Below are 26,522 nucleotides of genomic sequence, written 5' to 3' on the forward strand. Positions count from 1 at the left end.
TATAGACGAAACGGCAGATTCGGCGGCGCCGAGGCACAGAAGGATAACTTCTATACTGTTAAGACACCCTCAATCAGGAGAATGTTATGAGTTCAGGAAAACAGAAAGTCGCTGTGGTCACCGGATCCAGTTCTGGCATTGGTCGCAGCTGTGCGGTGATGCTGGCCGAAGCGGGCTATACGCTTGGCATCACCTGGAGTTCGGATGAAGAGGGCGCCCAGGAAACCGCACGCATGGTGGAGAGCCGTGGACAGCAGGCGCAGGTAAGGCAGGTTAATCTTGCCGATCCGCAAGCTGGCGCACAGCAACTGGCGCAGCTGATCAACTCGCTGGGACGTATCGATGTACTGGTGAGCAATGCGGGCGTGATGACCAAAGCCGACTTTCTCGACGTCACCTTTGAGGATTGGCGCAAAGTGTTCAATGTGGATGTCGATGGCGCGTTTCTGTGCGGGCAGATTGCCGCGCGCCATATGGTGGATCAGGGCGACGGCGGACGCATCATCAACATCACCTCGGTGCATGAACACACGCCGCTGCCGGATGCCACCGCCTATACCGCCGCGAAACATGCGCTTGGTGGCCTGACCAAGTCGATGGCATTGAGTCTGTTGCCGCACCATATTCTGGTGAACGCGGTCGCGCCGGGCGCGATTGCCACCGCAATGAACGATATGAAAGATGATCAGCAAGGGCGACGTATGCCGGAAATCCCGATTGGGCGTCCCGGCGATACGCGCGAAGTGGCGAGTTTAGTGGCCTGGCTCTGTTCGGAGTGGGCAACCTATACCACCGGACAATCGTTTATTGTCGACGGTGGTTTTATGTTGGCCAATCCGCAGTTTAAGGGTTACCACCAATAATTAACCGGCGCGGCGGCGGTTCCAGTGGCGAATGATAAAGCGCAGGACAATGCCGAAAATCACCGCTGCCGCCAGCCACAATACCGGCTTGAGGTGCTGATCGATCTTGTGCAGCCAGGGCGCAACGATCTGTCCGGCGAAGTAGCCCAGCGAGACAAAGATCAGTGACCACAGCGCCGCGCCAATCACATTCAAAATAAAGAAGCGCAGCGGCTTGAGATGGCTGGTACCGATGATGATCGGCCCGACAATACGGAAGCCATACATAAAGCGCACGCCAATCACGAACAGGCTGGGATGTTTGCGAATCAGCCGATTAGCTTTGCCGATAGTTTCCTGATGTTTACTGAAACGACGCAATATACGCGTGCCATAACGACGTCCCAGCCAGAACAGCAGTTGATCGCCAATGATGCCGCCCGCCATTGCCGCCAGCACCACGCCGCTGAAGTGCAATAAGCCTTCATGCGCCGCCACCCCGCCCAACAGCGTGAACGTTTCCCCTTCAGCGATACAGCCAATCAGCAGCGCCAGATAACCGTATTGGGTGATTAATCCATTGATATCGAGATGCAAATTATCCTCCCTGCAAAGTGTGAAATCGTTATTAGTGTATACCAGCGGCTTAATTTGTGTGGCGACCCGCAAAAACGGCGCTGACGATTATACTTGAGTTAACGCTGCCTCCGTTGATCAGGCCGTTAGCTGTAAGGGCAGCCCATCGCAGCAAAGGAGTAGATGTATGAATCATGTCTGGGGTTTACTGGCGCATCCAGGTCAGGAAATGCGCGATATTAAACAGGAAAATGAGAGCGTTTCGCACCATTACACCCATCATGTTCTGTTAATGGCGGCGATCCCGGTGATCTGCGCCTTTATCGGGACCACGCAACTGGGCTGGAATCTGGGCGAAGGGCAATTCGTACAACTCAATCTACTGACCGGTATCGGTCTCGGCATTCTGTTCTATCTGATTATTCTCGGCGGCGTGGCGGTAATGGGGCGGGTGATCCACTGGATGGCACGTAACTACCCGCAGCGTCCTAGCCTGCAGCGCTGCACGGTGTTTGCCGGCTATGTGGCAACGCCGCTGTTCCTCAGCGGGCTGGTGGCGCTCTATCCATTAGTATGGCTTTGCGTGCTGGCGGGCGCGGTGGCGCTGGTTTATACCGGTTATTTGCTTTACGTCGGCATTCCGGTGTTCCTGAGCATCGACCGTGAAGAGAGCCTGCGTTTCTCCGGTTCAACGTTGGCGATTGGTGTGCTGGTGTTTGAAGTGCTGCTGGCGCTGACGGTGGTTCTGTGGGGTTACGGGCCACGGTTGTTCTGAGGTTAGCCAGGTCGCCATAAATGGCGGCCCTACAAAAAAATGCAGTAACCCGCAAGGTCGTCATTCATGGCGTAATGCCGATCAGTTAAGCCCGAAATGATCGGTTGAACGATCCTCCAGTTCTGCAAAAATCCGTAATCTCACAGGAATTACGGATTTTTTTATGTTACTCAGTCAGGCTCTCGATGCCGTTCTTAACTTTACGCCCAAAGAGTTCTCCGCGCTCTCCGATCTGCTCTCGCCTGAACTCATCGACGAATGCCTGGCTGATACTGGTATCGTGACCGTGCGAAAACGCCGTCTTCCAATGGAGATGATGGTCTGGGCCGTTACCGGCATGGCCCTGTTCCGCTCGCTTTCCATGAACCAGATTGTTTCTCATCTGGATATCGTTTTGCCGGGCAAGCGCCCATTCGTCGCGACCAGCGCGGTTGTGCAGGCGCGTCAGCGGCTCGGAGAAGACGTGGTCCGCCGGGTCTTTGAAAAGTCACGCCAGCTCTGGTTTGATAAAACACCGCTGTCACACTGGAACGGCCTGACACTGCTGGCGGTCGACGGCACGCTGTGGCGGGCCCCCGATACGCCGGAAAACGATAAGGCCTTTGGGCGGACGGCAAATGCACACAGTCAGTCTGACTGGCCTCAGCTGCGCATGGTCTGCCAGATGGAGCTGACAAGCCATCTCTTATCGGGCGTGAGCTTTGGCAGCGTGACCGAAACCAGCGAGGTTGATCTTGCGGCACAACTGGTGGGACAGACGCCGGATCACTCGCTAACGATCCTGGATAAAGGCTTCTATGCGCCCGGCTTCCTGCATTACTGGCAGACTTCGGGGGTGGAAAGACACTGGATGCTACCTCTGCGCAACGATGCAAAATATCGTGTTCTGCAAAAACAGGGCTCAGGCAGCGAGCTGATAGAACTGGACCTGTCGTGGCAGGCGCGTAAAAAATGGAAAGATGTGCCGGAAACGCTGACGGCGCGACTGATAAGCAAAAAGGTTAACGGGAGAGTGGTGAAAATCCTGACGTCAATGTGCGATCCATTGCGATATCCGGGAGGGGATATCGTTGATCTTTATGGACATCGCTGGGAAATAGAACATGGCTTCCGGGAGATGAAGCAGCATCTGTTGAACAACGAGCTCACGCTGAGAAGCAAAACACCGGAACTGGTGAAGCAGGAGTTATGGGGCGTTGCGCTGGCGTATAACCTGCTGCGTTTTATGATGGCGCAGATGGCCTATAGCCTGAAAAACGTGGAGCCTTATCAGCTGGGGTTTAAGCAGGCGGCACTGTACCTGACAGGTCAACTGAGACTCCTGCCTGCGGTAGCGCCGGGAAAAATCCCGAGAATAATAGATGAAATAATGGCGATGGCGGGAAGCTTCGTGCTGCCAACCCGGCGGACGAGACATTATCCGCGAGCGGTGAAAAAGAAGCCGAAACGCTATGCGTTCCGGCATGATTAAGTCTTAACTGACGAGCATTACGTCATTCATGGCGACCTTTTTAACGCCCGGAAACAATCTCTATAAGAAATTTCTCAGGTAAGTGCGTATGATACTGCTGCCAGCCCGCATCCTGTCTGGATTGTTGCGGGCGGCCTGTGTCTCAACACAGCGCAAACTCCTTACCGGATTTTTTTGACACGATGTCTGCAAAAATGCGTATTTCCTTGCTGTCGCTGGCGCTGTTTGTCGCCGCGCCAGCCGCTGTAACGCCCGCGTACGCTGCGCCGGCGGCACTCTCGAACCTGGCGCCGATTGCTCAACCGCAAATCGCCTCCGGCAGTGCCATGATTGTTGATTTGGAAAACGGCAAAGTGCTGTTTTCCAGCCATCCTAACCGCGTACGTCCAATCGCTTCACTTACCAAAGTAATGACGGCGATGGTGGTATTGGATGCCAAACTGCCGATGGATGAAATGCTGTCGGTGGATATCAGCCATACCGCTGAGATGCGCGGTGTGTTCTCCCGCGTCAAACTGAACAGCGAAATTAGCCGCCGCAACATGCTGCTGCTGGCGCTGATGTCCTCGGAAAACCGTGCTGCCGCCAGCCTGGCGCATCACTATCCGGGCGGTTACGATGCGTTTATCCGCGCCATGAACGCCAAAGCGCGTGCACTTGGCATGACGCACACGCGCTATGTGGAGCCGACGGGCCTGTCGATTCAGAACGTTTCCAGCGCGGAAGATTTGGTTAAGCTGGTGAAAGCCACGCGTCAGTACCCGCTGATTGGCGAACTGAGCACCACCAAAGAAGATACTGCGGTATTTAAACATCCGAACTACGCGCTGCCGTTCCGTAACACCAATCATCTGGTGTACAAAAACGACTGGCGTATTCAGCTGACCAAAACCGGTTACACCGACGAAGCTGGGCACTGCCTGGTGATGCGCACGGTGATCAACAACCGTCCGGTAGCGCTGGTGGTGCTGGATGCCTTTGGCAAATACACCCATTTCGCCGATGCTAATCGCCTGCGCGACTGGCTGGAAACCGGCAAAGCCGCACCGGTTCCGGCCGCGGCGCTGGCGTATAAAAAGCAGAAGTCCGGTTTGACGGCCAATAACGAATAATTCTCCCGCAGGTGCTTCCGGGCACCTGCAAAAACGCTTATTGTTAGCGCCAAAGTTTTACACCTTCATTCCTATAGTTTCAGTGTCGGCAACGTCTTAAACTAGCCGCCATTCACGATCGCACTTGCGTTTATCGGCTGTTATTGCGCTGGAATCTCATTCATATGTTCAAGTTTCGTCATCTGTTTACCCCGTTTTTACTGCTATTCGTGCTGTTAGCCCCCACGCTGAGCGTGGCCGCCGACACGCCGCCCAACGATCAGGCAGAAGACGCCGCACCGAAGGTTAATGCCTCGGTCGAGCTGCCTAAGATGCAGAAAATTCTCGACAAAATTAAAGGTCAGGTCTCAGGCGATACCAATGAAAGTCAGCTCAACCAGCTTAATGAGATGGCGCTCGAGCTTTCCGGTAATGCCGAAACCCTCGGCCAGGCGTTGATCCCGCAGGGGCAGCAGCTGGATGCCCAGTTAGCGGTGCTCGGCCCGGCCCCCAAAGCCGACAGCGGCGTGAAAGAGACGCCCGAAGTGACGCGCAAACGTGCGGCGCTGGAGAGCCAGAAAGCCAAGCTGGACGATCAGATCAAACAAGCCGATGGCATCAAAAATGGTGCACTGGTGCTGTCATCACAGATCGTCAACCTGCGTCGTGACCAGCTGAAAAGCCAGCTGGCGCTGAACTCCGGCAGTATCCTCGGCCCGCGTTTCTGGGCGCCGGTGATGAGCAGCCAGGATCTGGATGGCGAGAAGATCAGCGATTTTATCGCCGAATTGCAGGACACCGCCGCGCTGTCGTGGGAATCGGGTTGGCGTTTTGGCACCATCGCCTGGCTGTTTGCGGCGATGCTGGTGATGACGCTGGGACGCCGCTACAGCGAAGAGTTCTTTGCCTGGGTCAGCATTCATAAAATGCCGGAAGGACGCTTACGTCGCAGCTTCCTCGCCGCCACCACCGCGCTCACCACGCTGGCGGCGGTGGTACTCACCTTCAACTTCATCGCGCTGGCCTTTACGCGCCGCGACGAAGTCTCTGGCGATGTGCAGGATTTTGTCGAGCGTCTGGTGCAGCTCAGCGTCTATTGCGGCTTGATTGCCGGTTTAGGCCGCGCGTTCCTCTCAACGCGTCGCCCAAGCTGGCGTCTGCCGGCCATCTCCAACGAAGTAGCGCTGGCACTGAAGCCGTTCCCGCCATTCACCGCCGCGCTGGTGTTTGTTTTCCAGACGGTGGAAGCCTTCAACTACAGCGTCGGCACCAGTCTGAACACCACTATTTTTGCTAACGGCTTGACCGCGCTGTTGATTGGCAGCACCGGACTGGCGATCGGCATGCGCATCAACCGCGTACGCCGCCGCATGGTGCAGGAAGGTCATCAGCCTGAAGCGCGCTCAACGCTGGTGGGATTGGTGCAGCTGGCGCTGATGCTGACGGCGCTGGGCATCCTGGTTTCGCTGATTATTGGTTACGTCACGCTGGCACGCTTCCTCAGCTATGAAGTGATTTGGTGCGGCATCTTGTTTGGTTCGTTCTACTTCCTCAGCCATCTGGTAAATGACGGCTGCGAAAGCCTGTTCTCAACCAGCAATGCCACCGGAAAGCGCCTGCAAACCACGCTGAATATCGATGAGCGCTACCTGCAACAGGCGGCGACGCTGCTCAGCGCGCTGGGTAAAACCTTGCTGATTGCGATTCTGGCGCTGGCGCTGCTGAACGGCACGTTTGCCTCATCAACGCCGATTGAGCTGATCCAGAAGGTGATTGAATTCTGGGGCGGTAAAGGGCTGGAGTCGCTGAACATTGTGCCGGCGCACATGGTCAATGCGATTCTTTGTCTGGTGGTGGGGATTTACGTGCTGCGTTCGGTGCGTCGCTGGCTGGATAAAGATTTCCTGCCAAAAACCACCATGGACGTTGGCATGCGCGTGTCGCTGGTGACGCTGTTCAGCAACATCGGTTACGTGCTGATTATCCTGCTGACGCTATCGATCATGGGCCTGCAGTGGAACAAGCTGGCGTGGATCGTCAGCGCCTTGTCGGTCGGTATCGGTTTCGGTTTGCAGGAGATTGTGAAGAACTTTATCTCCGGCCTGATTCTGTTGACCGAACGTCCGGTGAAAGTCGGCGATCTGGTGAGCATCAGCGGCATTGAAGGGGATATCCGTCGCATCAACGTGCGCGCCACCGAAATTCAGCTGGGCGACAAATCAACGGTGATTGTGCCGAACTCGCAGTTTATCTCGCAGAACGTGCGTAACGCCACCATGGGCAATGCGCAGGGCGTGGTCACCATCTTGCTGACCTTCCCGCTGGATATCGATCCGGTGCGGGTGCGGGAAATTCTGCTGGAAGTGTATCAGGAGAACGAACGTATTCTGGAGACGCCGGAGCCGTCCGTGTCGTTCAAAGATTTGACGCCGGCGGGCATCGTTTTGAGCGTCACCGGCAACGTGGCGGGTCAGCGCCAGATTTCCGGCGCCAAGAGTGATTTGCTGTTCGATATTCTGACGCGTCTGCGCAAAGAGGGCATTATGCTGTCAACGCCGCAAACCATGATTATCGAGCGCCGCGCCATGGCTGCGGCACAAGATCAGCAAAGCGATCCGTTGCCATAAATCCGTAGGGTGGCCATTCATGGCCACCTTTACCACAACCGCACTGAATCAAACCTTCACCGCCCAACCCTTCTGCTTACTGGTTTTACCAATCCCCGGATTAAAACTGTTGGTAGGATCGAGCTGCTGATAAAACGCCTGCAGCTGCGGTTTCGCCTGATACAGATGGCCGACGTTATGTTCGGCCGGGTATTCGGCACCGCGCGCGGCTAAAATCGCCAGCATCTTCTCTTTCAGCGCGTGCGCATCCACGCCTTTTTTCACGATGTAATCCTGATGGAACACGTGGCAGAAGAAGTGGCCGTAATAAAGACGATGGCTTAAATCCTTATCGAACTCGGCTGGCAGGCGCTCAAACCACTCTTCATCATTACGACGCAGCGCGATATCCAGCGCCAGAATGTCTTCCACTTCATCGGCATGCACCGCGTGATAGCGCACTGCAGCACCGGCGGCAGCAAAGCGATGCAGGAACGCGTGCGCACCCTCTTTGGCGTCGCAGGCGAAAAACGCGCCGCCGCCTTCGCGGAAATATTCGGTCAGATAGGCCTGCGCTTCGGCCACGCCGTCGCCAGACATCTTGAGCATCAGGTGATGCTCATATTTGTCGCGATACAGTTTAAGGCGTTTGGGCAGATGCGCCGGCAGCCAGCCGCTAACGCGCTGTAATAAACGATCGCTGAGATGTGGTTTCACCCAGCTCAGCTTGCTCAGCCAGGCATCGACGCGGCCTTTGAGGGTGAAAAACAGCGGCATTTTATCGGTGCCGAGTTTATCGATCATCACGAAAGTATCTTTGCCGTACACCTCGGCGATGTCGAAAATGTCGCGGTGCATATATTCGCCCGCTACCGGCAGATGGGTAAACTCCGCCAGAATATGGCGACGAATATCGCCCAGCTCCGCTGGATTGTTGGTGCCGATATAGAACACCTGCTGCTGCGGTTCAGTGGGGAAGGTATCCAGACGCACGGCAAACACCGCCAGCTTCCCGGCGCAGCCGGAGGCTTCAAACAGGCGACGCTCATCGGCGTTAAAGCGCGCTGGCGTCTGCGCTTTAATATCGCGCACGCGCTCGGCGTAGTCGTGATCCGAGGCGTGACGTTCATCCCAGCGCACATCACTCTGCTGCCAGCGATCGTCATCCAGCCGCCCCAACATCTCTTCCGGCGAATGGCCAAGATCGATGCCGAGATGGTTCACCAGCTTGAGTTTGCCGCTGGCATCGATCTGCGCAAACAGCGCCATTTCGCTGTAGGCCGGACCGCGTTTGATCAGCGATCCGCCCGAGTTATTGCAAATGCCGCCCATCACCGAGGCGCCAATGCAGGAGGAACCGATCACCGAATGCGGTTCGCGTCCAAGCGGCTTCAGCGCCTTTTCCAGCTGATACAGCGTGCTGCCGGGGAAGGCGAGGATCTGTTTGCCGCTGTCGATCAGCTGCAATTTATCCAGACGCAGGGTGCTGATGATCACTACCGGACGATCGTAATCGTTGCCGTTTGGCGTGGAACCTTCGGTCAGGCCGGTGTTGGCGGCTTGCATCAAGATGATCGCATCGGCGCTCACCAGCGCCTGCAACGCACGCCACAGCTCAAGCAGCGAACCGGGAAAAATCACCGCCAGCGCCTCGCCTTCGCCTGAGCGAAAACCTTTGCGGTAGCGCGCGGTTTGTTCCGCGTCGGTTAACAGGTTCGACGATCCGACCAGACGACGCAGTTCGGCGAGCAGAGTAGGGTGCGAAGTGTTGTTATTCATTGGCCTATCCTTGTCTTTAACATGGCGCATTTACTGTAGCACGCGTCAGCGACAGGGTCGCGGTGTGACATGGCGGCTACCTGCTATCCTCATCTTGTGGCAAACTGCCCCGGTTATTTCGATATTGCGCAGTCACTTAAGAGAACCCGACCTGATGAAATGGATTTACTCTGTTAGCCTCGCTGTCTCCTTAGCCATTCAGCCCGCTTTCGCGGACGACTTGTTTGGCCCACATCCGATGACTGAACAGGCGCGCGACGCCTTTGTGAATCAGCTGCTCAGCAAAATGACCCTTGATGAAAAAATCGGGCAGATGCGTTTGATCAGCGTAGGACCGGATACGCCAAAATCGGCGGTTCGCGACATGATTCAGCACGGTCAGGTCGGGGCAATTTTTAACACCGTGACGCGTCAGGATATTCGCGCCATGCAGGATCAGGTGATGCAGCTCAGCCGCCTGAAAATTCCGCTGTTCTTCGCCTATGATGTGGTGCACGGTCAGCGCACCATCTTCCCGATTCCACTCGGCCTGGCGGCGAGCTGGGATCTGGATGCCATCGCCGAGGTGGGACGCGTCTCTGCTTATGAAGCCGCAGATGATGGCCTGAATATGACGTGGGCTCCGATGGTTGATGTGTCACGCGAACCCCGTTGGGGGCGCGGCTCAGAAGGCTTCGGCGAAGACACCTTCCTCAGCGCGCAAATGGGCAGCAGCATGGTGAAAGCCATGCAGGGCAAAAGCGCGGCGGATCGCTTCTCGATCATGACCAGCGTGAAGCACTTCGCGGCCTACGGCGCAGTGGAAGGCGGACGAGATTACAACACCGTCGACATGAGCCCGCAGCGCCTGTTCCAGGATTATCTGCCGCCGTACAAAGCATCACTGGATGCCGGCAGCGGTGGCGTAATGGTGGCGCTCAACTCGCTGAATGGCACGCCAGCCACGGCAGACAGTTGGCTGCTGAAAGATATCCTGCGCGGCGACTGGAAGTTCAAAGGCATCACCATTAGCGATCACGGTGCGATTAAAGAACTGATTAAACACGGTGTGGCCAGCGATCCGCAGGATGCGGTGCGCATTGCGATGAAATCAGGCATCGACATGAGCATGAGCGACGAATATTACAGCAAATACCTGCCGGGCCTGGTGAAGAGCGGCGCGGTGAGCATGGCGGAAGTGGATGATGCCGCGCGCCATGTGCTGAACGTCAAATATGACATGGGCCTGTTTAACGATCCTTACAGCCATTTAGGACCGAAGGAGAGCGATCCGCAGGACACCAATGCCGAAAGCCGTTTGCACCGCGCCGAAGCGCGTGATGTAGCGCGCAAAAGCATTGTGTTGTTGAAAAACTGGCGTGAAACGCTGCCGCTGAAAAAAGACGCCACCATTGCGTTGGTGGGACCGTTAGCGGATAGCCAGCGCGACATCATGGGCAGCTGGTCGGCCGCTGGCGTGGCGAAACAATCGATCCCGCTGCTGCAAGGCATGCGCAATGCGATGGCGGGCAAAGGCACGGTGCTGTACGCCAAAGGCGCTAACATCAGCGACAATAAAGGCATTCAGGACTTCCTCAATCTGTATGAGCAAGCGGTAAGCGTGGATAAGCGCTCGCCGCAGGAGCTGATTGATGAAGCGGTAGCACAGGCGAAAAAAGCCGATGTGGTGGTGGCCGCCGTCGGTGAAGCGCAAGGCATGGCGCACGAAGCCTCTAGCCGCAGCGATCTCGTTATTCCACCTGGCCAACAGAAGCTGCTGGCGGCGCTGAAAGCCACCGGTAAACCGCTGGTGATCGTGCTGATGAACGGCCGTCCGCTGACGGTGGTGAATGAAGATAAGCAAGCCGATGCGATGCTGGAAACCTGGTTCAGCGGCACCGAAGGCGGCAACGCCATCGCTGATGTGCTGTTTGGCGATTACAACCCGTCAGGCAAATTGCCGGTCTCCTTCCCGCGTTCCGTGGGCCAGATTCCGATTTACTACAACCATCTGCCAACCGGTCGTCCGTACAACTTTGCTAAGCCGAACAAGTACACTTCGCATTACTACGATGCGGTGAACGGTCCGCTTTATCCGTTTGGTTACGGTCTGAGCTACACCACCTTCAGCGTATCGCCGGTGAAGATGTCGTCACGCACCATGCCGCGTAACGGTTCGGTGGAGGCGTCAGTGACCGTCACCAACAGCGGTAAACGCGATGGCGCGACCGTGGTGCAGCTCTATCTTAACGATCCGGTGGCCAGCATTAGCCGTCCGGTGCAGGAGCTGCGCGGCTTCCAGCGCATCATGCTGAAAGCCGGTGAATCACAGACTGTGAAGTTTAAAATCGACGTTGATGCGCTGAAATTCTGGAACCAGAAGATGCAGCACATCGCCGAGCCGGGCAAAATCAACGTAATGATTGGACTGGATTCGGTGCGCACTCAGGATGCGCAGTTTGATTATCTGTAATCGCTGATGCCCCTCACCCTAACCCTCTCCCGCACGCGGGAGAGGGAACCGATGGGTGCGGAATTCAATCCCGTCGCGATCCTCTCCCTCTCCCGCTTGCGGGAGAGGGCCGGGGTGAGGGCATTAACCGCACAAGCACAAACCCATGAACATCCGCGAACGCATCCAACAGCAAGTCTTCCGCCTTAACGGCCTGTCACTCAACGAATTCGACATCTCGCAACCGCCTGGCGATCCCGGCTTATTTGGCCCGGACCACGTTATCTGGCGCGTCCACGGCGACTTCACCTCCATGCTGTGCGGCGGCATCAGCGCCTTGATGCTGCAAATGCTGCATCCGGCGGCGCTGGCGGGCGTATGGGATCACTCCAATTTCCGTCAGGACATGATGGGCCGCCTGCGCCGCACCAGCCAGTTTATTGCCGTCACCACCTTCGGTAATACCGCCGATGCCCATATCCTGATCGACCGCGTCAAACGGATTCACCTGCGCGTCACCGGTGTCGATAACGCGGGCAAGCCGTATGCCGCCAGCGATCCGCATCTGCTCACCTGGGTGCACGTCGCGGAAACCAGCCGTTTTCTGGCGGCGCATCTGCGCTACAAAAATCCGCAGCTCAGCCTCGCCGATCAGGATCGTTACTATCAGGAAGCGGCATTCGTTGCCGAAGCGCTGGGTGCGCAGCAGGTGCCGAAAAGCGTGCAGGCGGTTGAGGCGTATCTTCAGAGGATGCGGCCTGAGTTGATCTGCGATGCGCGTACGCTGGAGGTGATGCAGTTATTAATCAACGCGCCCGCACCCAGCTGGCAGGCAAAACCGGCCATGCGCGTGATGCTGAAAGCGGGGATGGGATTGTTGCCGGACTGGGCGCAACAGCAGATCCAGCAGCCGGTTGCGCCGCTGACGCAGTGGCGAGTGGATCGGGAAATGGCGGTGATCGCCGCACTGCTGCGCTGGTCGATTCAGCGCGGCGCTTATAGCCGTGCGATGCAGCGCATGGGCCGCTGAAGGTTACAGATGCAGCTCATCCTGCTTGTTTGTGTAGGTGCGCGGTGTGCGCGCTTGACGTTTTAGCGCCAGCTGACGTTGCTGATAATGGTGCAGCAACATGCCGAGCCCGAGGCCAATCAGCGCCAGCGGCAGCAGGCTGTAATAGATATCAATCGGTAATAACACCAGCAATGCCACGCCACTTAATAACAAGGTCAGCGACGACATCACCCATGTATAGCGGATAAACAGCCACACCAACATCACGAAAATAACCACATCCCGCAGGTTCAGATCGAGGTTTTGCAGCACCATGATGGCAGCTCCAAAGAGGCGAATGTGCAAACAATATCACGCGAAATGGTAAATGAATCGCAAATTAATCTGAAGCTTGTCAGCCAGTTAAGCGGCGATTTATAAGCCGCTCTCATCTATTTCCCACCGCACTTTGAGAGTTTTACCCTTGTGTCACATGGCACGAGTGCCGATCCTGCTCTATTCTCGGGGAAAATGGATTCCTCCAGGTAATATCGAGGCGTTATGACCCACCAACCTCTGATTGCTGAGGTGCCGAATCAGCAACACACACTAACCGCGATCGTCGAACAGGATGCGCGTACGGCCTATTTTTATATCTGGCCGAATGACCTGTTTCGCAGCCAATACGCGGTGCGCGGCTGCTGGCTGCGCAACCTGCTGCCTGCACCCGCGCAGGAAGATCGTGAAGCGATGGAGCAGGGCATCGCGCCGCTGCTGAGTGCCGAATATTGCCGCACGCTGGAGGCCGAGCCGATGCTCGATCCGGCGGGATTACAGGTGCTGTGGGAGCCCAGCGACGACGGCGCCGCGCTGTGGTATTACGGCCAATTGCTGGCGGTGATCCCCGGCTGGAGCCTGTATCAGGATAAGCAGGTGAGTTTTTCTGCTGCCTGCATCAAAGAGAATCGCCTGACCGCGCCGCTCGGATCGGCCTCCACCAACGAATACTACGCGCGCGCTGAACAGCAGCGTCACTTTTGGCGCGACTGGCACGACGGCCATTTGTGGGATGTGGTGCAGCGCGAGCTGATGCAGTGTTATCAGGCGCAGTTTGGCGAGTCGGTAAAATATTACTCCATCGATCAGGGCAACTGGCCGCCGATGGCGATTTCGCAGCACTTGCATAACGGCGTTTGGTACTTCCTCACCCTGGGCATGGGAATCCGCCCGATGCCGCAGGTGGATCATCTGTTTGACGAGCTGGCCCCGCAGTATCGCCGCGTCGAGCTGGCGATGGCGGTAGACGGTGAAGTGATGACTGAAGCCAATGCGGTGCAGATGGCGAGCGCGCTGGCGGAGTTTGCCCATCTGCCGTGGGCGCGTCTGACCTGGATTGGCGAAGGGCATACGCTGGCGTCGGAAGTGGCACCGGTGGGCTTTGAAAGCTTCCTGCTGGCGAATGATTTAGCGCCCGAAGCGGCGCAGTTCCGCCTGCCGAAACGCGATGGTGATCGCGTGAATCTGCTGTGGTCCACGCCGATTACCGAGGCCGAACGCCAGTTCGCCCAGGCTGACGATCGTGGTGGACAGCAGCTGCTGCAACGTTTGCTGGCGGACGGTAATAATCATGTGTTTCGGCCACGGCAGGAAGTGGTGGAAACCCCCGCACCGTAAATCAGGTCGGCACCAATGCCGACCCTACGATTTTAAATTATCACCCAAATCAACTATTTCATTGCTTTGTGATCGCGCTCACCTCAAGTTCCCCATTAACACGCCGTTAACCTCGATCAGGCAACTCGCCAACCAGGGTAAGGGCACACATAATGTTCAAAACAACACAATCCCGTTTCACCGCGACGCTTGTCGCCTTTTTTGCCGCTCTGATGCTGGTTACCGTACTGGTAATCAATCAGTTCATCGCGCCGCAACTCACTGAAAATGAAAGTCGTCTGGTGCGTTACGAAGTGGACGGCCTGGCCGGACGCATCGTCGAGCAGATGAACCGCGTGCAGGCGCAGCAACGCGCCATTACCGAAGCCGCAGGCGTGATGGACAGCGCAGCCATCGATACCTTGCTGCCCGCCTTAGTTAACCAATATCAGGACAGCAATGTGTTCGGCGGCGGCATCTGGCCGTTACCAAACCGTCGCGATCCCGCCAAAGAGAAAAACAGCTCATTCTTTGCGCGCAACGCCAGCAACCAGCTGCAGGTCAACACCTACTGGAACTCGGATGCCGCCGACAAATACTGGGAGCAATCCTGGTATAAAGATGGTTTAGCCGCGCCCAAAGGCCAGTGCGCCTGGGCGAAAGCCTATCAGGATGCCGCCAGCCCGCAGCCGCGTACCAATTGCGCAATGGCAATCTATCGCGATGGCACCGCGTGGGGCGTGGCGACCATTGACGTGACACTCGGCTTCTTCAACCAGCTGGCAAAACAGATGGGTGAGGCGATTCAGGGCCGCGTACTGATCGTTGAAGCTGATGGCAAAGTGGTGGGTAACGCTGCGCTGGTGGATGGCGCGCCGAAGCTGGAAAACCTCGCGGATACTCAGCTGCCGATGGCGTCCGCGCTGAAAGGTCTGTTGGCGCAGGCGGGCAGTCAGCCCGCGCAAACCACCTTTGCAGGTGAAGATGGCGAACACACGCTGTTCGTACAGGCGATTGCTGGCAGCCCGTGGTATCTCGCCAGCGATGTGCCGTCGAGCTTGCTGGATGCACAAACCCACAGCATGTTGACGCGTCTTGGTCTGGTGCAGATTCCGCTGGCGGTGATCCTGCTGCTGGTGCTGCTGGGCTTCGTGCGAGCCATGATGAAACGCCTCGCCGTGCTGAACAGCAACATTGAAGCCTTATCAACCGGCGGCGCCGATTTGACGCAGCGTCTGCCTGCCAGCAACAGCCCGGAATTCAACGCCGTGGCGCAGAGCTTCAACCAGTTCATCGCCTATCTGCAAGGCCTGATGCGTCAGGTGGGCGACAGCGCGCTGGCGATCACGGCGGCTTCGCGTGAAATCGCCAGCGGCAACGCCGATCTCTCGGCACGTACCGAATCGCAAGCCAGTTCGATTGTTGAAACGGCGGCGTCGATGGAAGAGCTGACCGGCACGGTGCGGCAGAACGCCGACAACGCCACGCATGCGAACCAGCTGGCGGACGGCGCGTCGCAGGTTGCCGCACGCGGCACTGAAGTGGTGCGTCAGGTGGTCACCACCATGGGCGCGATCAATCACTCATCGCGTAAAGTGGTCGATATCATCAGCGTCATTGATAGCATTGCCTTCCAGACCAACATCCTGGCGCTGAACGCCGCGGTCGAAGCGGCGCGCGCCGGTGAACAGGGTCGCGGTTTTGCCGTGGTAGCATCGGAAGTGCGTAACCTGGCACAGCGCTCGGCTAACTCGGCGCGTGAAATCAAAAAGCTGATTGAGGAGTCGGTGGCGAATATCGATACCGGCAGCCAGCTGGTGGAGCAGGCCGGGCAAACCATGGATGAGCTGATGCAGGGCGTGAGCAGCGTGACCACGCTGATGAGCGAAATCATGTCGGCCAGCCGCGAGCAGAGCATGGGCATCGATCAGGTGAACGTGGCGATTACTCAGCTGGACGGCAGTACGCAGCAGAACGCCGCGCTGGTCGAGCAGGTTTCCGCCGCCGCGCAGTCGATGCAGCAGCAAAGCGTGCAGCTGGAGCAGGTGGTGCAGAGCTTTAAGTTGTAAGTTTTGTGGAAGCGGTCGTCATAAATGGCGGCCGGGCACAACACTCCCGTAGGGTCGCCATTTATGGCGACCTTCTCACACACCGCACACATCTCCTCCGTTAACGCCATTCCACACCTTTTTATGCTGAATTGTCCGCAGGCTGCTACGCTTTAGTGTGCCCACGTTAACGCACGGAATGTGCGCTATTTCCTCCATCAACACGTTGGAGGTTGTGTACAATAGCTGCGAATTTTCCGAAGGAGTTGTCATGCCCGCCATTGAAGTTATTCTCGTTGACCACCTCGATCGCCCTATCGGCAAAATGGAAAAGCTGGAAGTGCATGAAAAAGGATTGCTGCATCGCGCGGTGACGGTTTACGTGTTCAATTCGCGCCATGAAGTGCTGCTGCAACGCCGTGCCAGCACGAAATATCACTGTGGAGGATTGTGGAGTAACACCTGCTGCAGTCATCCCTATCCGCAGGAATCGACGCGCGACGCGGCTGAGCGCCGTTTGCGTGAAGAGATGGGCATGAATCTGGCGTTAACGCCGGTGTTTGAGCTGAGCTACAACCTGCCGCTGAGTAACGGCTTAACCGAGCATGAGTATGGTCACGTGTTCTTCGCCATCAGCGATGAGCAGCCGGTCCTCAACCCGGAAGAGGCCGATGCGTGGTGCTATTGCTCGATTGCACAAATTCAGCAGGAAATGCAGGAGAATCCGGCGCAGTTCACGCCGTGGTTTCTGCACACCTTCCCGCGCATCCCTCATACGCTTGGTGAGTTTCGCCTGACGGCATAGAAGCATGGACATTGCTTTGTGGGGGCGACGTTCATAAGTTCCGTTTAAAGATAGCCGGTGCGCCGGCGAAGAGGGCGTTCTCTGACACATTCGCTGTAACAACGCTATTTGCTGCGATAACGCTATTATCTCCGATTGTTACGCCGGGTAAGACCACGACGCCGGCCCCTAACCACACATTTTTTCCGAGAGTTATCGGGGCTGTAATCAATTGATAGCTTCTTTGAGCCGGGCCACATGGATGGCTTGCTGTCGATAGCGTCACGTTCGGCCCTATCAATGAATTATCCCCAATCGTTATTGCCGAATTATCGAGAAAAACGCAGCCGGCATTAATGTATACGTGGCAGCCAATCGCTATATTGCCAAATTCATAAAAGAAAGGCGTTGTAACGATGCTTTCATCCCCAATTTTTACCCCAGATTTGGCCAAAAGGCGATTGTGTCGTTTACGGGATAAATTTCTGCTGTTGATAAGATTTCGGGCTACAGGAACCTCAACATATTTTACGAAGTGAGACAGGAAATACATCAGCATATTTTTTAATCTTCCATAATTTTGGCTCAACGATACAAATCGCAAGCATTTAATTTAATCCTTTTCTTTCTACCAATTCGAAAATTTCTTTGCAATAAATGCTGCAAGGCATAAAAAGTATTTATTACACTCTTTGACACTCCTCATTTCACAGTGAAATTCTTTACATTCCTTTTGGCTATATGAGCTGCGTTTTGGTTATAGCCAATACGATATTGATAGCAAAAAAAGCACGAAGTAAGCCGCTTGACCGCGCCCATCCCGATTCGCCAGGCTACGCTTGATAGTCACACAATGAAAACAAATGAGGGAAGCGAGATGATAAAGCAGGGTTTATTGGGAATGATTGCATTGGCAATGAGCGTGGGTGCAGCGCAGGCGGCGGATCCGGTCAAAGTCGGTTCCAAGATTGATACCGAAGGCTCGCTTCTCGGCAACATTATTCTGCAGGTGCTGGACAAACACGGGGTAAAGACCGTCAACAAAATCCAGCTCGGTACCACGCAAGTGGTGCGCGGTGCGATCACCGCCGGCGAGCTGGATATCTACCCGGAATATACCGGCAACGGCGCCTTCTTCTTCAACGATGAGAAAGACACGGCATGGAAAAACGCCCAGCAGGGCTACGAGAAAGTGAAAAAACTCGACGCCGAGAAAAATCATCTGGTGTGGCTGACACCCGCGCCAGCTAACAACACCTGGACGATTGCGGTACGCGGTGACGTAGCGCAGAAGAACAACCTCAACTCGCTGGACGATCTCAGCGCCTACCTGAAAAAAGGCGGCACTTTCAAGCTGGCCGCCTCGGCGGAATTTATCGAACGCAGCGATGCCTTACCGGCGTTTGAAAAAGCCTACAACTTCAAACTCGAGCAGGCGCAGCTGCTGTCGCTGGCCGGTGGCGACACCGCCGTGACCATCAAAGCGGCGGCGCAGCAAACCTCTGGCGTGAACGCGGCGATGGCGTACGGCACCGACGGTCCGGTGGCGGCGCTGGGCCTGCAAACGCTGAGCGATCCGAAAGGCGTGCAGCCGATTTACGCCCCTGCGCCGGTGATCCGCGAAAGCGTGCTCAAGCAATATCCGGACATCGGCAACTGGCTGCAGCCGGTCTTCAGCAAGCTGGATGAGAAAACCCTGCAGCAGCTGAATGCACAGATTGCGGTGGATGGTCAGGATGCCAGCCAGGTCGCGAAACAGTGGTTACAGACCAATAAGTTGCTGTAAGCAGTGTCATCGTTGTTACTCAGACCGCGCCAGCAGCCGGTGCTGCTGGTGTTAATCACGCTTATCACGCTGGCGCTGTTTGCCTTGCCGCTACTGAGCTATGCCGCCAATCGGCTGGTCTCTGGCCAACCGCTGACCTTCTGGCAGGTGACCAACAGCGCACTGCTGTTGATTCCGCTGCTGTGGCTTTGGCAGAGCTTGTGGTGGTCGCCGCGCCGCATTCACGCGATAACGGTGCTGCTGGCGGCGGAGTTGCTGCTGGCCTTGCTCATCTGGCTCGCCGGACAGCAAGCCAGCGAACTGGCGAACAGCGGCAGCCCGCTGGCACGCACCGCGTTTGGTAGCGGCTTGTGGTGCGCGGCGGCGCTGGCGCTGCTGCTGGCGGCGGAAGCGGTTCGGCAAATCACGCGCAGTACGCCGTGGCGCATTGTGCTCAATCTGCAAATCTGGCTGTTGCCGCTGGCGCTGTTACTCAGCGGTCATCTCGATCGTCTCTCGCTTATGAAAGAGTACGCCAACCGCACGGCGGTGTTTGATGCGGCCTTCACGCAGCATTTGTGGCTGCTGGGCGGCACGCTCCTGCCGACGGTAATCATCGGTTTGCCGCTCGGCCTGGCGATTGCGCGCCGTCCGCGCTGGCAAAATGCTGCGTTTAGCCTGCTCAATCTGATCCAAACCGTGCCGTCGGTGGCGCTGTTCGGCTTGCTGATTGCGCCGCTGGCGGGATTGGTGGCGCATTTTCCGCTGCTGGCGCGTTGGGGCATCAGCGGCATCGGCATCGCACCGGCTATGATTGCGCTGGTGCTCTACGCGCTGCTGCCGCTGGTGCGCAGCGTGGTGGCCGGTTTGCAGCAGGTGCCGCAGGAAGTGCGTGAAACCGCGCGCGGCATGGGCATGAGCGCGTGGCAACAGTTCTGGCACGCCGAGTTGCCGCTGGCGCTGCCGGTGTGGCTCTCCGGGCTGCGTGTGGTGGTGGTGCAAACCGTTGGTCTGGCGGTGGTCGCAGCGCTGATTGGGGCAGGCGGATTCGGCGCCATTGTTTTTCAGGGATTGCTGAGCAGCGCGCTGGATCTGGTGCTGCTGGGTGTGATTCCGGTGGTGGCGCTGGCGGTGATTTTTGATGCACTGCTGCGTTTACTGTCGGCACTGCTGGAGAGACGTCATGATTGAATTTCACCAGGTGAGCAAAGTGTTCGCCGGGAAAGAGGCGATACGTAACCTGTCGCTGAAGATTGAGAAGGGCAGTTTTACCGTGCTGATCGGCACGTCGGGTTCCGGCAAATCGACCACGCTGAAGATGATCAATCGGCTGGTAGAGCACGACAGCGGCGAAATTCGCTTCGCCGGAGAAGCCATCGAAAACATGGATGCGCGCGCGCTGCGTCGCCGCATCGGTTACGCCATTCAGTCGATTGGTCTGTTTCCACACTGGAACGTGGCGAAGAACATCAGCACCGTGCCGTCGCTGCTCGGCTGGCCGCAGGCAAAAATCAACCAACGCGTTGAAGAGCTGCTGGCGCTGCTCAATCTTGATAGCCATCTGGCGACGCGCATGCCGCATCAGCTGTCGGGCGGACAGCAGCAGCGCGTCGGCGTGGCGCGTGCGCTGGCAGCGGATCCTGAATTGCTGCTGATGGATGAACCTTTTGGCGCGCTTGATCCGGTCAACCGTCTGGCGCTGCAACACGAAATGTTGCGCATTCAGAAAATGTCCGGTCGCACCGTGGTGCTGGTGACGCATGACATCGACGAAGCGCTGACGCTGGCCGATCAACTGGTGCTGATGGACGGCGGCGAAATCGTGCAGCAGGGCAGGCCGATCGATCTGCTGACGCAGCCGGTGAATGATTTTGCCCGCGAGTTCTTTGGCCGCAGTGAACTCGGCGTGCGTTTGCTGGCGCTGGGGCGTGCGGGCAGCGCGGCGCGACGCGGTGAATGGCTCGATGCCGAACCGATTGCCGCATCGCTGACGCTGCGTGAAGCGCTGTCGCAGTTTATTGCGCGCCGCACCGACAAATTGCCGGTGATCGATCAGCATCAGCAACCGCTCGGCGTGCTGCACTTCAGCGATTTGCTGCGCCAGCGGGAGGCGAGCTGATGCGGCTGTTACGCGATCCGCTCTACTGGCTGATGGCGGCCTTTCTGCTGTTGCTGTGGGGCTTGCCGCACAGCGGCCCGCTGTTTGCCCACTGGTTTCCGCAGCTGGAGCGTCCGCTCTATCAGCAGGAGAGTTTCTGGCGATTGGCGCTGGCGCATCTGGCGTTAGTGGTCAGCGGCAGCCTGCTGGCGTTGCTGGTCGGCGTCGGCTGTGCGGTGTTTGCTACGCGTAACGCCGGACGCGCCTTTCGTCCGCTGCTGGAAACCGTGGCGGCGGCCGGGCAAACCTTTCCGCCGGTTGCGGTGTTAGCAATTGCGGTGCCGGTGATGGGATTTGGCGCGACGCCCGCGGTGATGGCACTGTTTCTCTACGGCTTGCTGCCGATTTTGCAGGGCACGCTGGCGGGCTTAGATAGCGTACCAGCCAGCAATCGCGAAATCGCGGTCGGCCTCGGCATGGGGCCGTGGAAACGCTTGTGGCAGATTGAACTGGCGCTGGCAGCACCGGTGATTATGGCGGGCGTGCGAACCTCGGTGATGATCAATATCGGCACGGCAACCATCGCTTCCACGGTGGGCGCGGAGAGTCTGGGATCGCCGGTGATTATCGGTTTGAGCGGCTTTAACACCGCCTATGTGATTCAGGGCGCGCTGCTGGTGGCGCTGTTGGCGTTGATCTGCGATCGCCTGTTAGAGCGCGTGCAGCGTAAACTTAGTGGGTATGCACAATGAGGCTGTAGCCGACCAGCATCATACCGCCCATGCCGCCAAGCGCCATAATGGCAAACAGGGAACCGATAAGGAGTTTATTCCAGTTCATGAGGAGACCTGAGAAAAGAAATTTAGGGCGGCATGATAACGCGCACACCACGCCAGGCAAAGGCCGTGTGTGCGATTTTTACTTATGCGGGATCGTGCAGGTGAATGGCAAAACCTTGTGCCTGCCAGTGTTCAAACTGCTCGACCTGGCGACGCGTTGGCTTTTTGCCGGTCCAGATAAACAGATTTTGTCCGGGGAATAACTCAGGGCGCGGCATGTCCAGCGGCTCCGCCAACACATCCATGCGCCAGCCTTGCTGCGACAAACGCCAGGCTTCCAGCCAGATGCGGGTACGATCTTCCACCGCCCAACCCAGCATCAAGGCATCTTTACCGGCTTTTTTACGTCCACAGGCCAGACAAAACGCCACATAATCAATCAGCGCGCCATCAAGCAGACTGCACATGGTACGCGCGGTGTTCTGATCTAAACCGAGACGCTGGCGAACCGGCACGAATACGTGATCGATTAACGCATCCACCGGATGTTCCCGGCCAATAGTGGCAATTTTAACGCGCAATTTCGCCGGCCGAACGTGGCGCAGTACGCTCATCAACTCTTCCTGCAGCGCCGACCAACCGTCATCCACATTGACGGTGGCGCCTTCCAGCAACGCTTTCACTTTGCCAACGGGCACGCCACTCTCTATCCAGCGTTTTATCTCTTCGATACGCTGAACATCTTCATCATCAAACTGCCGATGACCACCTTCGGTACGCTGGGGTTTTAACAGACCGTAACGTCGCTGCCAGGCGCGAAGCGTTACCGGGTTGATTCCACAGCGTTCGGCCACATCCCCGATACTGTATAAGGCCATAAAGTCCTCAAAAATACTGACCTGCATAACAACACCTTAACCCTCAGGCTTGGGTTGTACAACGATTTTTTAGTTGTACAACTTGACCGTGTTGAGGATTCGTAGTGTTATCTCATATGTGAGATTTATTTCCCATAAATGAGAGGTAAAGATGTCTGCTTCGGATACCGACGATCGACTGGCGGCACGACTGGCCGAATTACGCGTACAACGCGGTTGGTCATTAGATGATTTGGCGATGGCGACCGGCATCAGTCGGGCGTCATTGTCGCGCATTGAACGCGCTGAAACGAGCCCAACAGCCGCTTTGCTTAACCGCCTTTGCGTAGCCTACGGATTGACCATGTCGCGCCTGCTCAGCGAGGTGGAAGAGGAAGCCGCGCTGCTGCTGAAAGCGGAGCAACAGCCGGTGTGGCGCGACGACGCCAGCGGGTTCCTGCGCCGCAACGTATCGCCGCCCGGCAGCCACTTTAAAGCGGAAGTGGTGGAAGGCGTACTGCGTCCCGGCGCGCGCATTGATTACGACGCGCCGCCGATTCAGGGGCTGGAGCAACATATCTGGCTGCAATCGGGCGAGCTGACCATCAGCATGGACGATCAACACTGGACGCTGCAGGCGGGCGACTGTCTGCGCTTCCATCTTACCGGCAAATCCGCGTTTGCCGCTCATGCCGAAGGCGGCGCGCGCTACATTTTGGTGGTATGCAAACCATGATTGAAATCGAACGTCTCAGCGCCACCCAGGCGCAGCCGCTGCTGGCGGCATTATGTGATGTGCTGCAGGGCTGTGTCGCCGACGGTGCCAGCGTGGGCTTTATTGATGCCGACGATCGCGCGGCCATTGCGCGCTTCTGGCAGGACAAAATTTACAGCCTGGCGAGCGGTGACAACCAGCTGCTGGTGGCCTATCAGCAGGGCGTTATTGTGGCGACGGTGATGGTCGGTTTCAGCGCGATGCCGAATGGTCGCCATCGGGCGGAGATCAGCAAGCTGCTGGTGCATCCGCGCGCCAGACGGCAGGGCATTGCGCGCCGCCTGATGCAGCAGGCCGAACAACTGGCGGCAGCGCAGGGCAAAACCTTGCTGGTGCTGGACACGCGCAGCGGCGACGTGGCGACGGATTTGTATTTGTCGATGGATTGGCAGATTGCGGGGTCGATTCCCATGTATGCCGAGTCAACAGAAGGTGTGCTGGATGCGACCACGGTGATGTTTAAGGTTTTGCGGTGATTATGATTGTGCCTGCTGTCCCCCATCCCGGCCTTCCCCCACGAGTGGGGGAAGGAGACGCTGCCACATGCCATTTCCCAACTCACATATAGCAGCATCTTCCTCCCCCATTTATGGGGGAGGACCGAGGAGGGGGACAGCAAGCACGATCACCAACACGCACCAAATCAGTGCGCCGCCTCCGCCTCTGCCACGCCCAGCGCCTGCATAAACAGCCGGATAATCGGGTTTATTTTGCGGCCCTTCTTCATCATCAAACAAAACGGGTTTTCACGGCGAATCGAATCATCGCCCAACTCACACAGCTGACCACGCGCAATAAACGCGGCGGCATAATGTTCCGGTAAATAACCAATAAAATGGCCGGTTAAAATCAGCATGGCGACAGATTCAACCTGAACCGCCTGCACGCCGCTGTCCTGCAACGGAATGATGCGACGATCGTCGCGCGGCGTCACATATAAATGATTAATAATTTTCTGCTCACGTAATATGTCCGTCGATATATTTTTATCGCACGATCCAGAATATAAAGGATGTGACATGGAGCAATATAATTTTGAATATTCCTTATAAAGCGGGAAGTAATCAAAATCACTTTTCATTTCATAAACTGGTGCAATACCACAATGAAAACGGCCTTCACTGATGCCGCGCTCAATATCATCTAACTGTGAGGTTTGCAGTCGAATTTGTACCTTTGGCGCTTTCTGGTGCAGCTGTTGCACCGCCGCGGTGACCGGCGATTGCGGATCGGAAATGGTGTTATCCACCACGCAAATCGCAATGTCGCCCAGCAGTTCATTGCGGCTGTTGTGTAAGCGCTCGCGAAACAGATTCAGCGAGACGAACAGCTCCAGCGTGGCCTGATACACGTTGATGCCGTATTGCGTCAGCTCAAAACCTTCGCGTCCGCGGCTGCATAATGTCATGCCGAGACGAATTTCCAGATCGGAAACCTGTTTACTGATCGCCGCCAGACCAATATTCAATTCGTGACTGGCAGCGGTTAATCCGCCGGCTTCTACTACGCATTTAAATACCCGCAGTAATTTTAAATCGATATTACTCAGTGACAGAACCGCATTATCGCTGCGATTATTTGCATTGTTTCCGGACTGGGAAACTTTACTTTCCATTTTTGCTATTCAACTCCGGAATAATTGCGGTGAAAGTACAGTGAACCTGAAATAGGCCCTGTTTACCAGTGTAGCCATAAAATAAGCTTTCATTATCTCAACTGGCTCATCCATATCTTTTTCATATCGCTGATGATTATCTGTAAGGGGAAATAGCATGTCTGATAATGCCGAACTGTTATGGGGCGCGCGTTTTAAAGCGGCACCGGCGGCGAGTTTAACCGCGCTGTCTCGTAGCCCGGATTATTACTTTGCATTGGCACCTTACGATTTGGCGGGCTGCCGGGCGCATGCCCGAGAACTGGCGCGCGGCGAGCTGCTGAGTGCCGAAGAGCTCAGCACCATGCTGGCGGCCATTGACGCGTTAGATGCCGATTATCGCGCCGGTCAGCTGCATCCGATTGCCGCCGACGAAGATGTGCACACCTTTATCGAACGCGCGCTGACCGAGCGTTTAGGTGCGCTGGGCGGCAAGCTGCGCGCCGGGCGTTCGCGTAACGATCAAACCGTTAACGACCTGCGTCTTTACCTGCGCGACAACGGTCGCAAGGTGGTGAGCGCGTTGTTGGCCTTGCAGCAGGCGCTGGTCGAGCAGGCGGCACAGCACACCGAAAGCGTCGCGCCTGGTTTCACGCATCTGCAGCAGGCGCAGCCGATTGTTTTTGGTCATCAACTTTTGGCTCACGCGCAATCCTTTGCCCGCGATATTGAACGTATGCAGGATTGGGATCGCCGCAGCGCACGCTGTCCGCTCGGTGCCGCGGCGATGGCCGGTTCCGCCATTGCGCGCCAGCCGGAGCAGGCCGCCGCCGATCTTTCCTATCTCGCGCCGTGCGAAAACTCCATTGATGCCGTTGCCAGCCGCGACTATGCCGCTGAATTCCTGTTTGTCACCAGCATGATCGGCATCAACCTGTCACGCCTGTGCGAAGAAGTGTGCATGTGGGCATCGCGCCAGTTCCGCTGGGTCGAGCTGCATGACAGCTACGCCACCGGCAGCTCCATCATGCCGCAGAAGAAAAACCCGGACATCGCCGAACTGACGCGTGGCCGCTCTGGCCGCCTGGTTGGCAACCTGATGGCGCTGCTCACCACCATGAAAGCGATGCCGCTCTCCTACAACCGCGATCTCAGCGACGACAAACGCAACGTGATCGATGCGGTGGATACGCTGCTGCTGGTGCTGCCAGCGATGGCGGGCATGATGTCGACGCTGAAATTCAACACCGACGTGATGCGTGAGCAGGCGCCGGACGGCTTCACGCTGGCGACCGAAGTGGCCGACTGGCTGGCGATGCGCGGTGTGCCGTTCCGCGAAGCGCATGAGATCACCGGCCAGCTGGTGCAGCTGTGCGAGCGCGAAAACTGCGGTCTGTCCGATCTCAGCGATGCGCAGCTGCACGCGGTGGATGCCCGCTTAACGCCGGAGGTGCGCAGCGCCCTGACGCTGGAAGCCGCGCTGGCGGCCCGCAGCGGCTACGGCGGTACCGCACCGGCACGCGTGCGTGAGCAGTTGGCACGTCTGCAAACTCTGATGCAGGACCAGCAGCGCTGGACCGAAGATTACGCTGGCCCACGCGCCTGAG

Annotated in this window: 24 protein-coding genes; 17 read left to right on the plus strand and 7 right to left on the minus strand. The window is 57.0% G+C overall.

Annotated elements, in window-relative coordinates; genetic code table 11:
* The first annotated feature begins 86 nt into the window (after positions 1-86).
* Positions 87-863, plus strand: coding sequence for an SDR family oxidoreductase (locus AC6I8A_RS06500; protein WP_293796347.1), 777 nt, complete (start codon positions 87-89; stop codon positions 861-863).
* Here AC6I8A_RS06500 and AC6I8A_RS06505 read toward each other — a convergent pair whose 3' ends face one another.
* Entirely contained in the window at positions 864-1,439 is a 576-nt protein-coding gene (locus tag AC6I8A_RS06505) for a DedA family protein (RefSeq protein WP_008102658.1), read from the minus strand.
* A gap of 166 nt (positions 1,440-1,605) precedes the next feature.
* Between AC6I8A_RS06505 and AC6I8A_RS06510 the strand changes: the two genes are divergently transcribed.
* The 4 genes from AC6I8A_RS06510 to AC6I8A_RS06525 all read left to right on the plus strand — a co-directional run bounded on the left by AC6I8A_RS06510 (position 1,606) and on the right by AC6I8A_RS06525 (position 7,382).
* Entirely contained in the window at positions 1,606-2,193 is a 588-nt protein-coding gene (locus AC6I8A_RS06510) for a Yip1 family protein (RefSeq protein ID WP_258144801.1), read from the plus strand.
* Between the two features lie 163 nt (positions 2,194-2,356).
* Positions 2,357-3,664 carry an IS4 family transposase gene (locus tag AC6I8A_RS06515; RefSeq protein ID WP_265303508.1) on the plus strand — a complete coding sequence of 436 codons (1,308 nt, stop codon included), beginning with the start codon at positions 2,357-2,359 and terminating at the stop codon, positions 3,662-3,664.
* Positions 3,665-3,846: 182 nt separating this feature from the next.
* Positions 3,847-4,776, plus strand: coding sequence for a D-alanyl-D-alanine endopeptidase (pbpG, locus tag AC6I8A_RS06520; protein ID WP_265297326.1), 930 nt, complete (start codon positions 3,847-3,849; stop codon positions 4,774-4,776).
* A 164-nt stretch (positions 4,777-4,940) separates the two neighbouring features.
* A complete protein-coding gene (locus AC6I8A_RS06525) occupies positions 4,941-7,382 on the plus strand; it encodes a DUF3772 domain-containing protein (protein WP_256695983.1) in 2,442 nt (813 codons plus the stop codon).
* 48 nt (positions 7,383-7,430) lie between these two features.
* On the opposite strand, the gene dld is transcribed toward AC6I8A_RS06525, so the two are convergent.
* Entirely contained in the window at positions 7,431-9,140 is a 1,710-nt protein-coding gene (dld, locus tag AC6I8A_RS06530) for a D-lactate dehydrogenase (RefSeq protein WP_497818206.1), read from the minus strand.
* A 154-nt stretch (positions 9,141-9,294) separates the two neighbouring features.
* On the opposite strand from dld, the gene bglX reads away from it, so the two are divergent.
* Together bglX and AC6I8A_RS06540 are read left to right on the plus strand one after the other, a co-directional pair.
* A complete protein-coding gene (gene bglX, locus AC6I8A_RS06535; protein ID WP_265297320.1) occupies positions 9,295-11,592 on the plus strand; it encodes a beta-glucosidase BglX in 2,298 nt (765 codons plus the stop codon).
* 145 nt (positions 11,593-11,737) lie between these two features.
* Positions 11,738-12,601 carry an oxygenase MpaB family protein gene (locus AC6I8A_RS06540; RefSeq protein ID WP_256695986.1) on the plus strand — a complete coding sequence of 288 codons (864 nt, stop codon included), beginning with the start codon at positions 11,738-11,740 and terminating at the stop codon, positions 12,599-12,601.
* 3 nt (positions 12,602-12,604) lie between these two features.
* Here the strand turns inward: AC6I8A_RS06540 and AC6I8A_RS06545 are convergent, their stop codons facing one another.
* A complete protein-coding gene (locus AC6I8A_RS06545; RefSeq protein ID WP_008102643.1) occupies positions 12,605-12,898 on the minus strand; it encodes a hypothetical protein in 294 nt (97 codons plus the stop codon).
* Between the two features lie 225 nt (positions 12,899-13,123).
* Between AC6I8A_RS06545 and AC6I8A_RS06550 the strand changes: the two genes are divergently transcribed.
* From AC6I8A_RS06550 to idi, 3 genes are all read left to right on the plus strand, one after another.
* The gene (locus AC6I8A_RS06550) at positions 13,124-14,236 is read left to right on the plus strand and encodes a suppressor of fused domain protein (protein WP_256695987.1); all 1,113 of its coding nucleotides are present in this window, start codon (positions 13,124-13,126) and stop codon (positions 14,234-14,236) included.
* A gap of 152 nt (positions 14,237-14,388) precedes the next feature.
* Positions 14,389-16,284: a methyl-accepting chemotaxis protein gene (locus AC6I8A_RS06555; RefSeq protein WP_256695988.1), complete on the plus strand. Its 1,896-nt coding sequence runs from the start codon at positions 14,389-14,391 to the stop codon at positions 16,282-16,284.
* A gap of 250 nt (positions 16,285-16,534) precedes the next feature.
* The gene (gene idi / locus AC6I8A_RS06560; protein ID WP_256695989.1) at positions 16,535-17,068 is read left to right on the plus strand and encodes an isopentenyl-diphosphate Delta-isomerase; all 534 of its coding nucleotides are present in this window, start codon (positions 16,535-16,537) and stop codon (positions 17,066-17,068) included.
* Positions 17,069-17,099: 31 nt separating this feature from the next.
* Here the strand turns inward: idi and AC6I8A_RS06565 are convergent, their stop codons facing one another.
* Entirely contained in the window at positions 17,100-17,606 is a 507-nt protein-coding gene (locus AC6I8A_RS06565) for a DapH/DapD/GlmU-related protein (RefSeq protein WP_497818207.1), read from the minus strand.
* A gap of 318 nt (positions 17,607-17,924) precedes the next feature.
* Here AC6I8A_RS06565 and osmF point away from each other — a divergent pair, with 318 nt between their 5' ends.
* From osmF to AC6I8A_RS06585, 4 genes are read left to right on the plus strand one after another with little or no spacing between them, the layout of a single operon-like run.
* Positions 17,925-18,833 carry a glycine betaine ABC transporter substrate-binding protein OsmF gene (gene osmF, locus AC6I8A_RS06570; protein WP_008102632.1) on the plus strand — a complete coding sequence of 303 codons (909 nt, stop codon included), beginning with the start codon at positions 17,925-17,927 and terminating at the stop codon, positions 18,831-18,833.
* A 3-nt stretch (positions 18,834-18,836) separates the two neighbouring features.
* On the plus strand, positions 18,837-20,003 hold the full coding sequence (locus AC6I8A_RS06575) for an ABC transporter permease (protein ID WP_497818208.1): 1,167 nt from the start codon (positions 18,837-18,839) through the stop codon (positions 20,001-20,003).
* Positions 19,996-20,931: an ABC transporter ATP-binding protein gene (locus tag AC6I8A_RS06580; protein WP_256695993.1), complete on the plus strand. Its 936-nt coding sequence runs from the start codon at positions 19,996-19,998 to the stop codon at positions 20,929-20,931. Before AC6I8A_RS06575 ends, AC6I8A_RS06580 begins: the two co-directional genes overlap by 8 nt.
* Positions 20,931-21,662: an ABC transporter permease gene (locus AC6I8A_RS06585; RefSeq protein WP_497818209.1), complete on the plus strand. Its 732-nt coding sequence runs from the start codon at positions 20,931-20,933 to the stop codon at positions 21,660-21,662. Before AC6I8A_RS06580 ends, AC6I8A_RS06585 begins: the two co-directional genes overlap by 1 nt.
* On the opposite strand, the gene AC6I8A_RS06590 is transcribed toward AC6I8A_RS06585, so the two are convergent.
* Together AC6I8A_RS06590 and AC6I8A_RS06595 are read right to left on the minus strand one after the other, a co-directional pair.
* Entirely contained in the window at positions 21,643-21,750 is a 108-nt protein-coding gene (locus AC6I8A_RS06590) for a YohO family small membrane protein (protein WP_494338314.1), read from the minus strand. The two genes, AC6I8A_RS06585 and AC6I8A_RS06590, sit on opposite strands and share 20 nt — an antisense overlap.
* 82 nt (positions 21,751-21,832) lie before the next feature.
* The gene (locus AC6I8A_RS06595; RefSeq protein ID WP_256698384.1) at positions 21,833-22,567 is read right to left on the minus strand and encodes a MerR family transcriptional regulator; all 735 of its coding nucleotides are present in this window, start codon (positions 22,565-22,567) and stop codon (positions 21,833-21,835) included.
* A 151-nt stretch (positions 22,568-22,718) separates the two neighbouring features.
* On the opposite strand from AC6I8A_RS06595, the gene AC6I8A_RS06600 reads away from it, so the two are divergent.
* Positions 22,719-23,282, plus strand: a complete 564-nt coding sequence (locus tag AC6I8A_RS06600) for a helix-turn-helix domain-containing protein (RefSeq protein WP_497818210.1) — start codon at positions 22,719-22,721, stop codon at positions 23,280-23,282.
* A complete protein-coding gene (locus AC6I8A_RS06605; protein WP_479486848.1) occupies positions 23,279-23,797 on the plus strand; it encodes a GNAT family N-acetyltransferase in 519 nt (172 codons plus the stop codon). Before AC6I8A_RS06600 ends, AC6I8A_RS06605 begins: the two co-directional genes overlap by 4 nt.
* Before the next feature lie 167 nt (positions 23,798-23,964).
* Here AC6I8A_RS06605 and AC6I8A_RS06610 read toward each other — a convergent pair whose 3' ends face one another.
* Positions 23,965-24,936, minus strand: a complete 972-nt coding sequence (locus AC6I8A_RS06610) for a LysR family transcriptional regulator (RefSeq protein WP_497818211.1) — start codon at positions 24,934-24,936, stop codon at positions 23,965-23,967.
* 157 nt (positions 24,937-25,093) lie between these two features.
* Between AC6I8A_RS06610 and argH the strand changes: the two genes are divergently transcribed.
* Positions 25,094-26,521 carry an argininosuccinate lyase gene (gene argH, locus AC6I8A_RS06615; protein WP_497818212.1) on the plus strand — a complete coding sequence of 476 codons (1,428 nt, stop codon included), beginning with the start codon at positions 25,094-25,096 and terminating at the stop codon, positions 26,519-26,521.
* The last annotated feature ends 1 nt before the right edge of the window (position 26,522 follow it).

It is taken from the genome of Pantoea sp. X-Soil-ISGK-275, from assembly GCF_059730795.1.

Excerpts from the sequence above, each read along its gene's own strand:
- AC6I8A_RS06595 (WP_256698384.1), bottom strand. The coding sequence starts at position 22,567 with ATGGCCTTATACAGTATCGGGGATGTGGCCGAACGCTGTGGAATCAAC.
- AC6I8A_RS06555 (WP_256695988.1), top strand. The coding sequence starts at position 14,389 with ATGTTCAAAACAACACAATCCCGTTTCACCGCGACGCTTGTCGCCTTT.
- argH (WP_497818212.1), top strand. The coding sequence starts at position 25,094 with ATGTCTGATAATGCCGAACTGTTATGGGGCGCGCGTTTTAAAGCGGCA.
- idi (WP_256695989.1), top strand. The coding sequence starts at position 16,535 with ATGCCCGCCATTGAAGTTATTCTCGTTGACCACCTCGATCGCCCTATC.
- AC6I8A_RS06590 (WP_494338314.1), bottom strand. The coding sequence starts at position 21,750 with ATGAACTGGAATAAACTCCTTATCGGTTCCCTGTTTGCCATTATGGCG.
- AC6I8A_RS06605 (WP_479486848.1), top strand. The coding sequence starts at position 23,279 with ATGATTGAAATCGAACGTCTCAGCGCCACCCAGGCGCAGCCGCTGCTG.
- AC6I8A_RS06540 (WP_256695986.1), top strand. The coding sequence starts at position 11,738 with ATGAACATCCGCGAACGCATCCAACAGCAAGTCTTCCGCCTTAACGGC.
- AC6I8A_RS06585 (WP_497818209.1), top strand. The coding sequence starts at position 20,931 with ATGCGGCTGTTACGCGATCCGCTCTACTGGCTGATGGCGGCCTTTCTG.
- AC6I8A_RS06545 (WP_008102643.1), bottom strand. The coding sequence starts at position 12,898 with ATGGTGCTGCAAAACCTCGATCTGAACCTGCGGGATGTGGTTATTTTC.
- AC6I8A_RS06515 (WP_265303508.1), top strand. The coding sequence starts at position 2,357 with ATGTTACTCAGTCAGGCTCTCGATGCCGTTCTTAACTTTACGCCCAAA.
- AC6I8A_RS06580 (WP_256695993.1), top strand. The coding sequence starts at position 19,996 with ATGATTGAATTTCACCAGGTGAGCAAAGTGTTCGCCGGGAAAGAGGCG.
- AC6I8A_RS06600 (WP_497818210.1), top strand. The coding sequence starts at position 22,719 with ATGTCTGCTTCGGATACCGACGATCGACTGGCGGCACGACTGGCCGAA.
- osmF (WP_008102632.1), top strand. The coding sequence starts at position 17,925 with ATGATAAAGCAGGGTTTATTGGGAATGATTGCATTGGCAATGAGCGTG.
- pbpG (WP_265297326.1), top strand. The coding sequence starts at position 3,847 with ATGTCTGCAAAAATGCGTATTTCCTTGCTGTCGCTGGCGCTGTTTGTC.
- AC6I8A_RS06510 (WP_258144801.1), top strand. The coding sequence starts at position 1,606 with ATGAATCATGTCTGGGGTTTACTGGCGCATCCAGGTCAGGAAATGCGC.
- bglX (WP_265297320.1), top strand. The coding sequence starts at position 9,295 with ATGAAATGGATTTACTCTGTTAGCCTCGCTGTCTCCTTAGCCATTCAG.
- AC6I8A_RS06525 (WP_256695983.1), top strand. The coding sequence starts at position 4,941 with ATGTTCAAGTTTCGTCATCTGTTTACCCCGTTTTTACTGCTATTCGTG.
- AC6I8A_RS06500 (WP_293796347.1), top strand. The coding sequence starts at position 87 with ATGAGTTCAGGAAAACAGAAAGTCGCTGTGGTCACCGGATCCAGTTCT.
- AC6I8A_RS06565 (WP_497818207.1), bottom strand. The coding sequence starts at position 17,606 with ATGCTGATGTATTTCCTGTCTCACTTCGTAAAATATGTTGAGGTTCCT.
- AC6I8A_RS06550 (WP_256695987.1), top strand. The coding sequence starts at position 13,124 with ATGACCCACCAACCTCTGATTGCTGAGGTGCCGAATCAGCAACACACA.
- AC6I8A_RS06610 (WP_497818211.1), bottom strand. The coding sequence starts at position 24,936 with ATGGAAAGTAAAGTTTCCCAGTCCGGAAACAATGCAAATAATCGCAGC.
- dld (WP_497818206.1), bottom strand. The coding sequence starts at position 9,140 with ATGAATAACAACACTTCGCACCCTACTCTGCTCGCCGAACTGCGTCGT.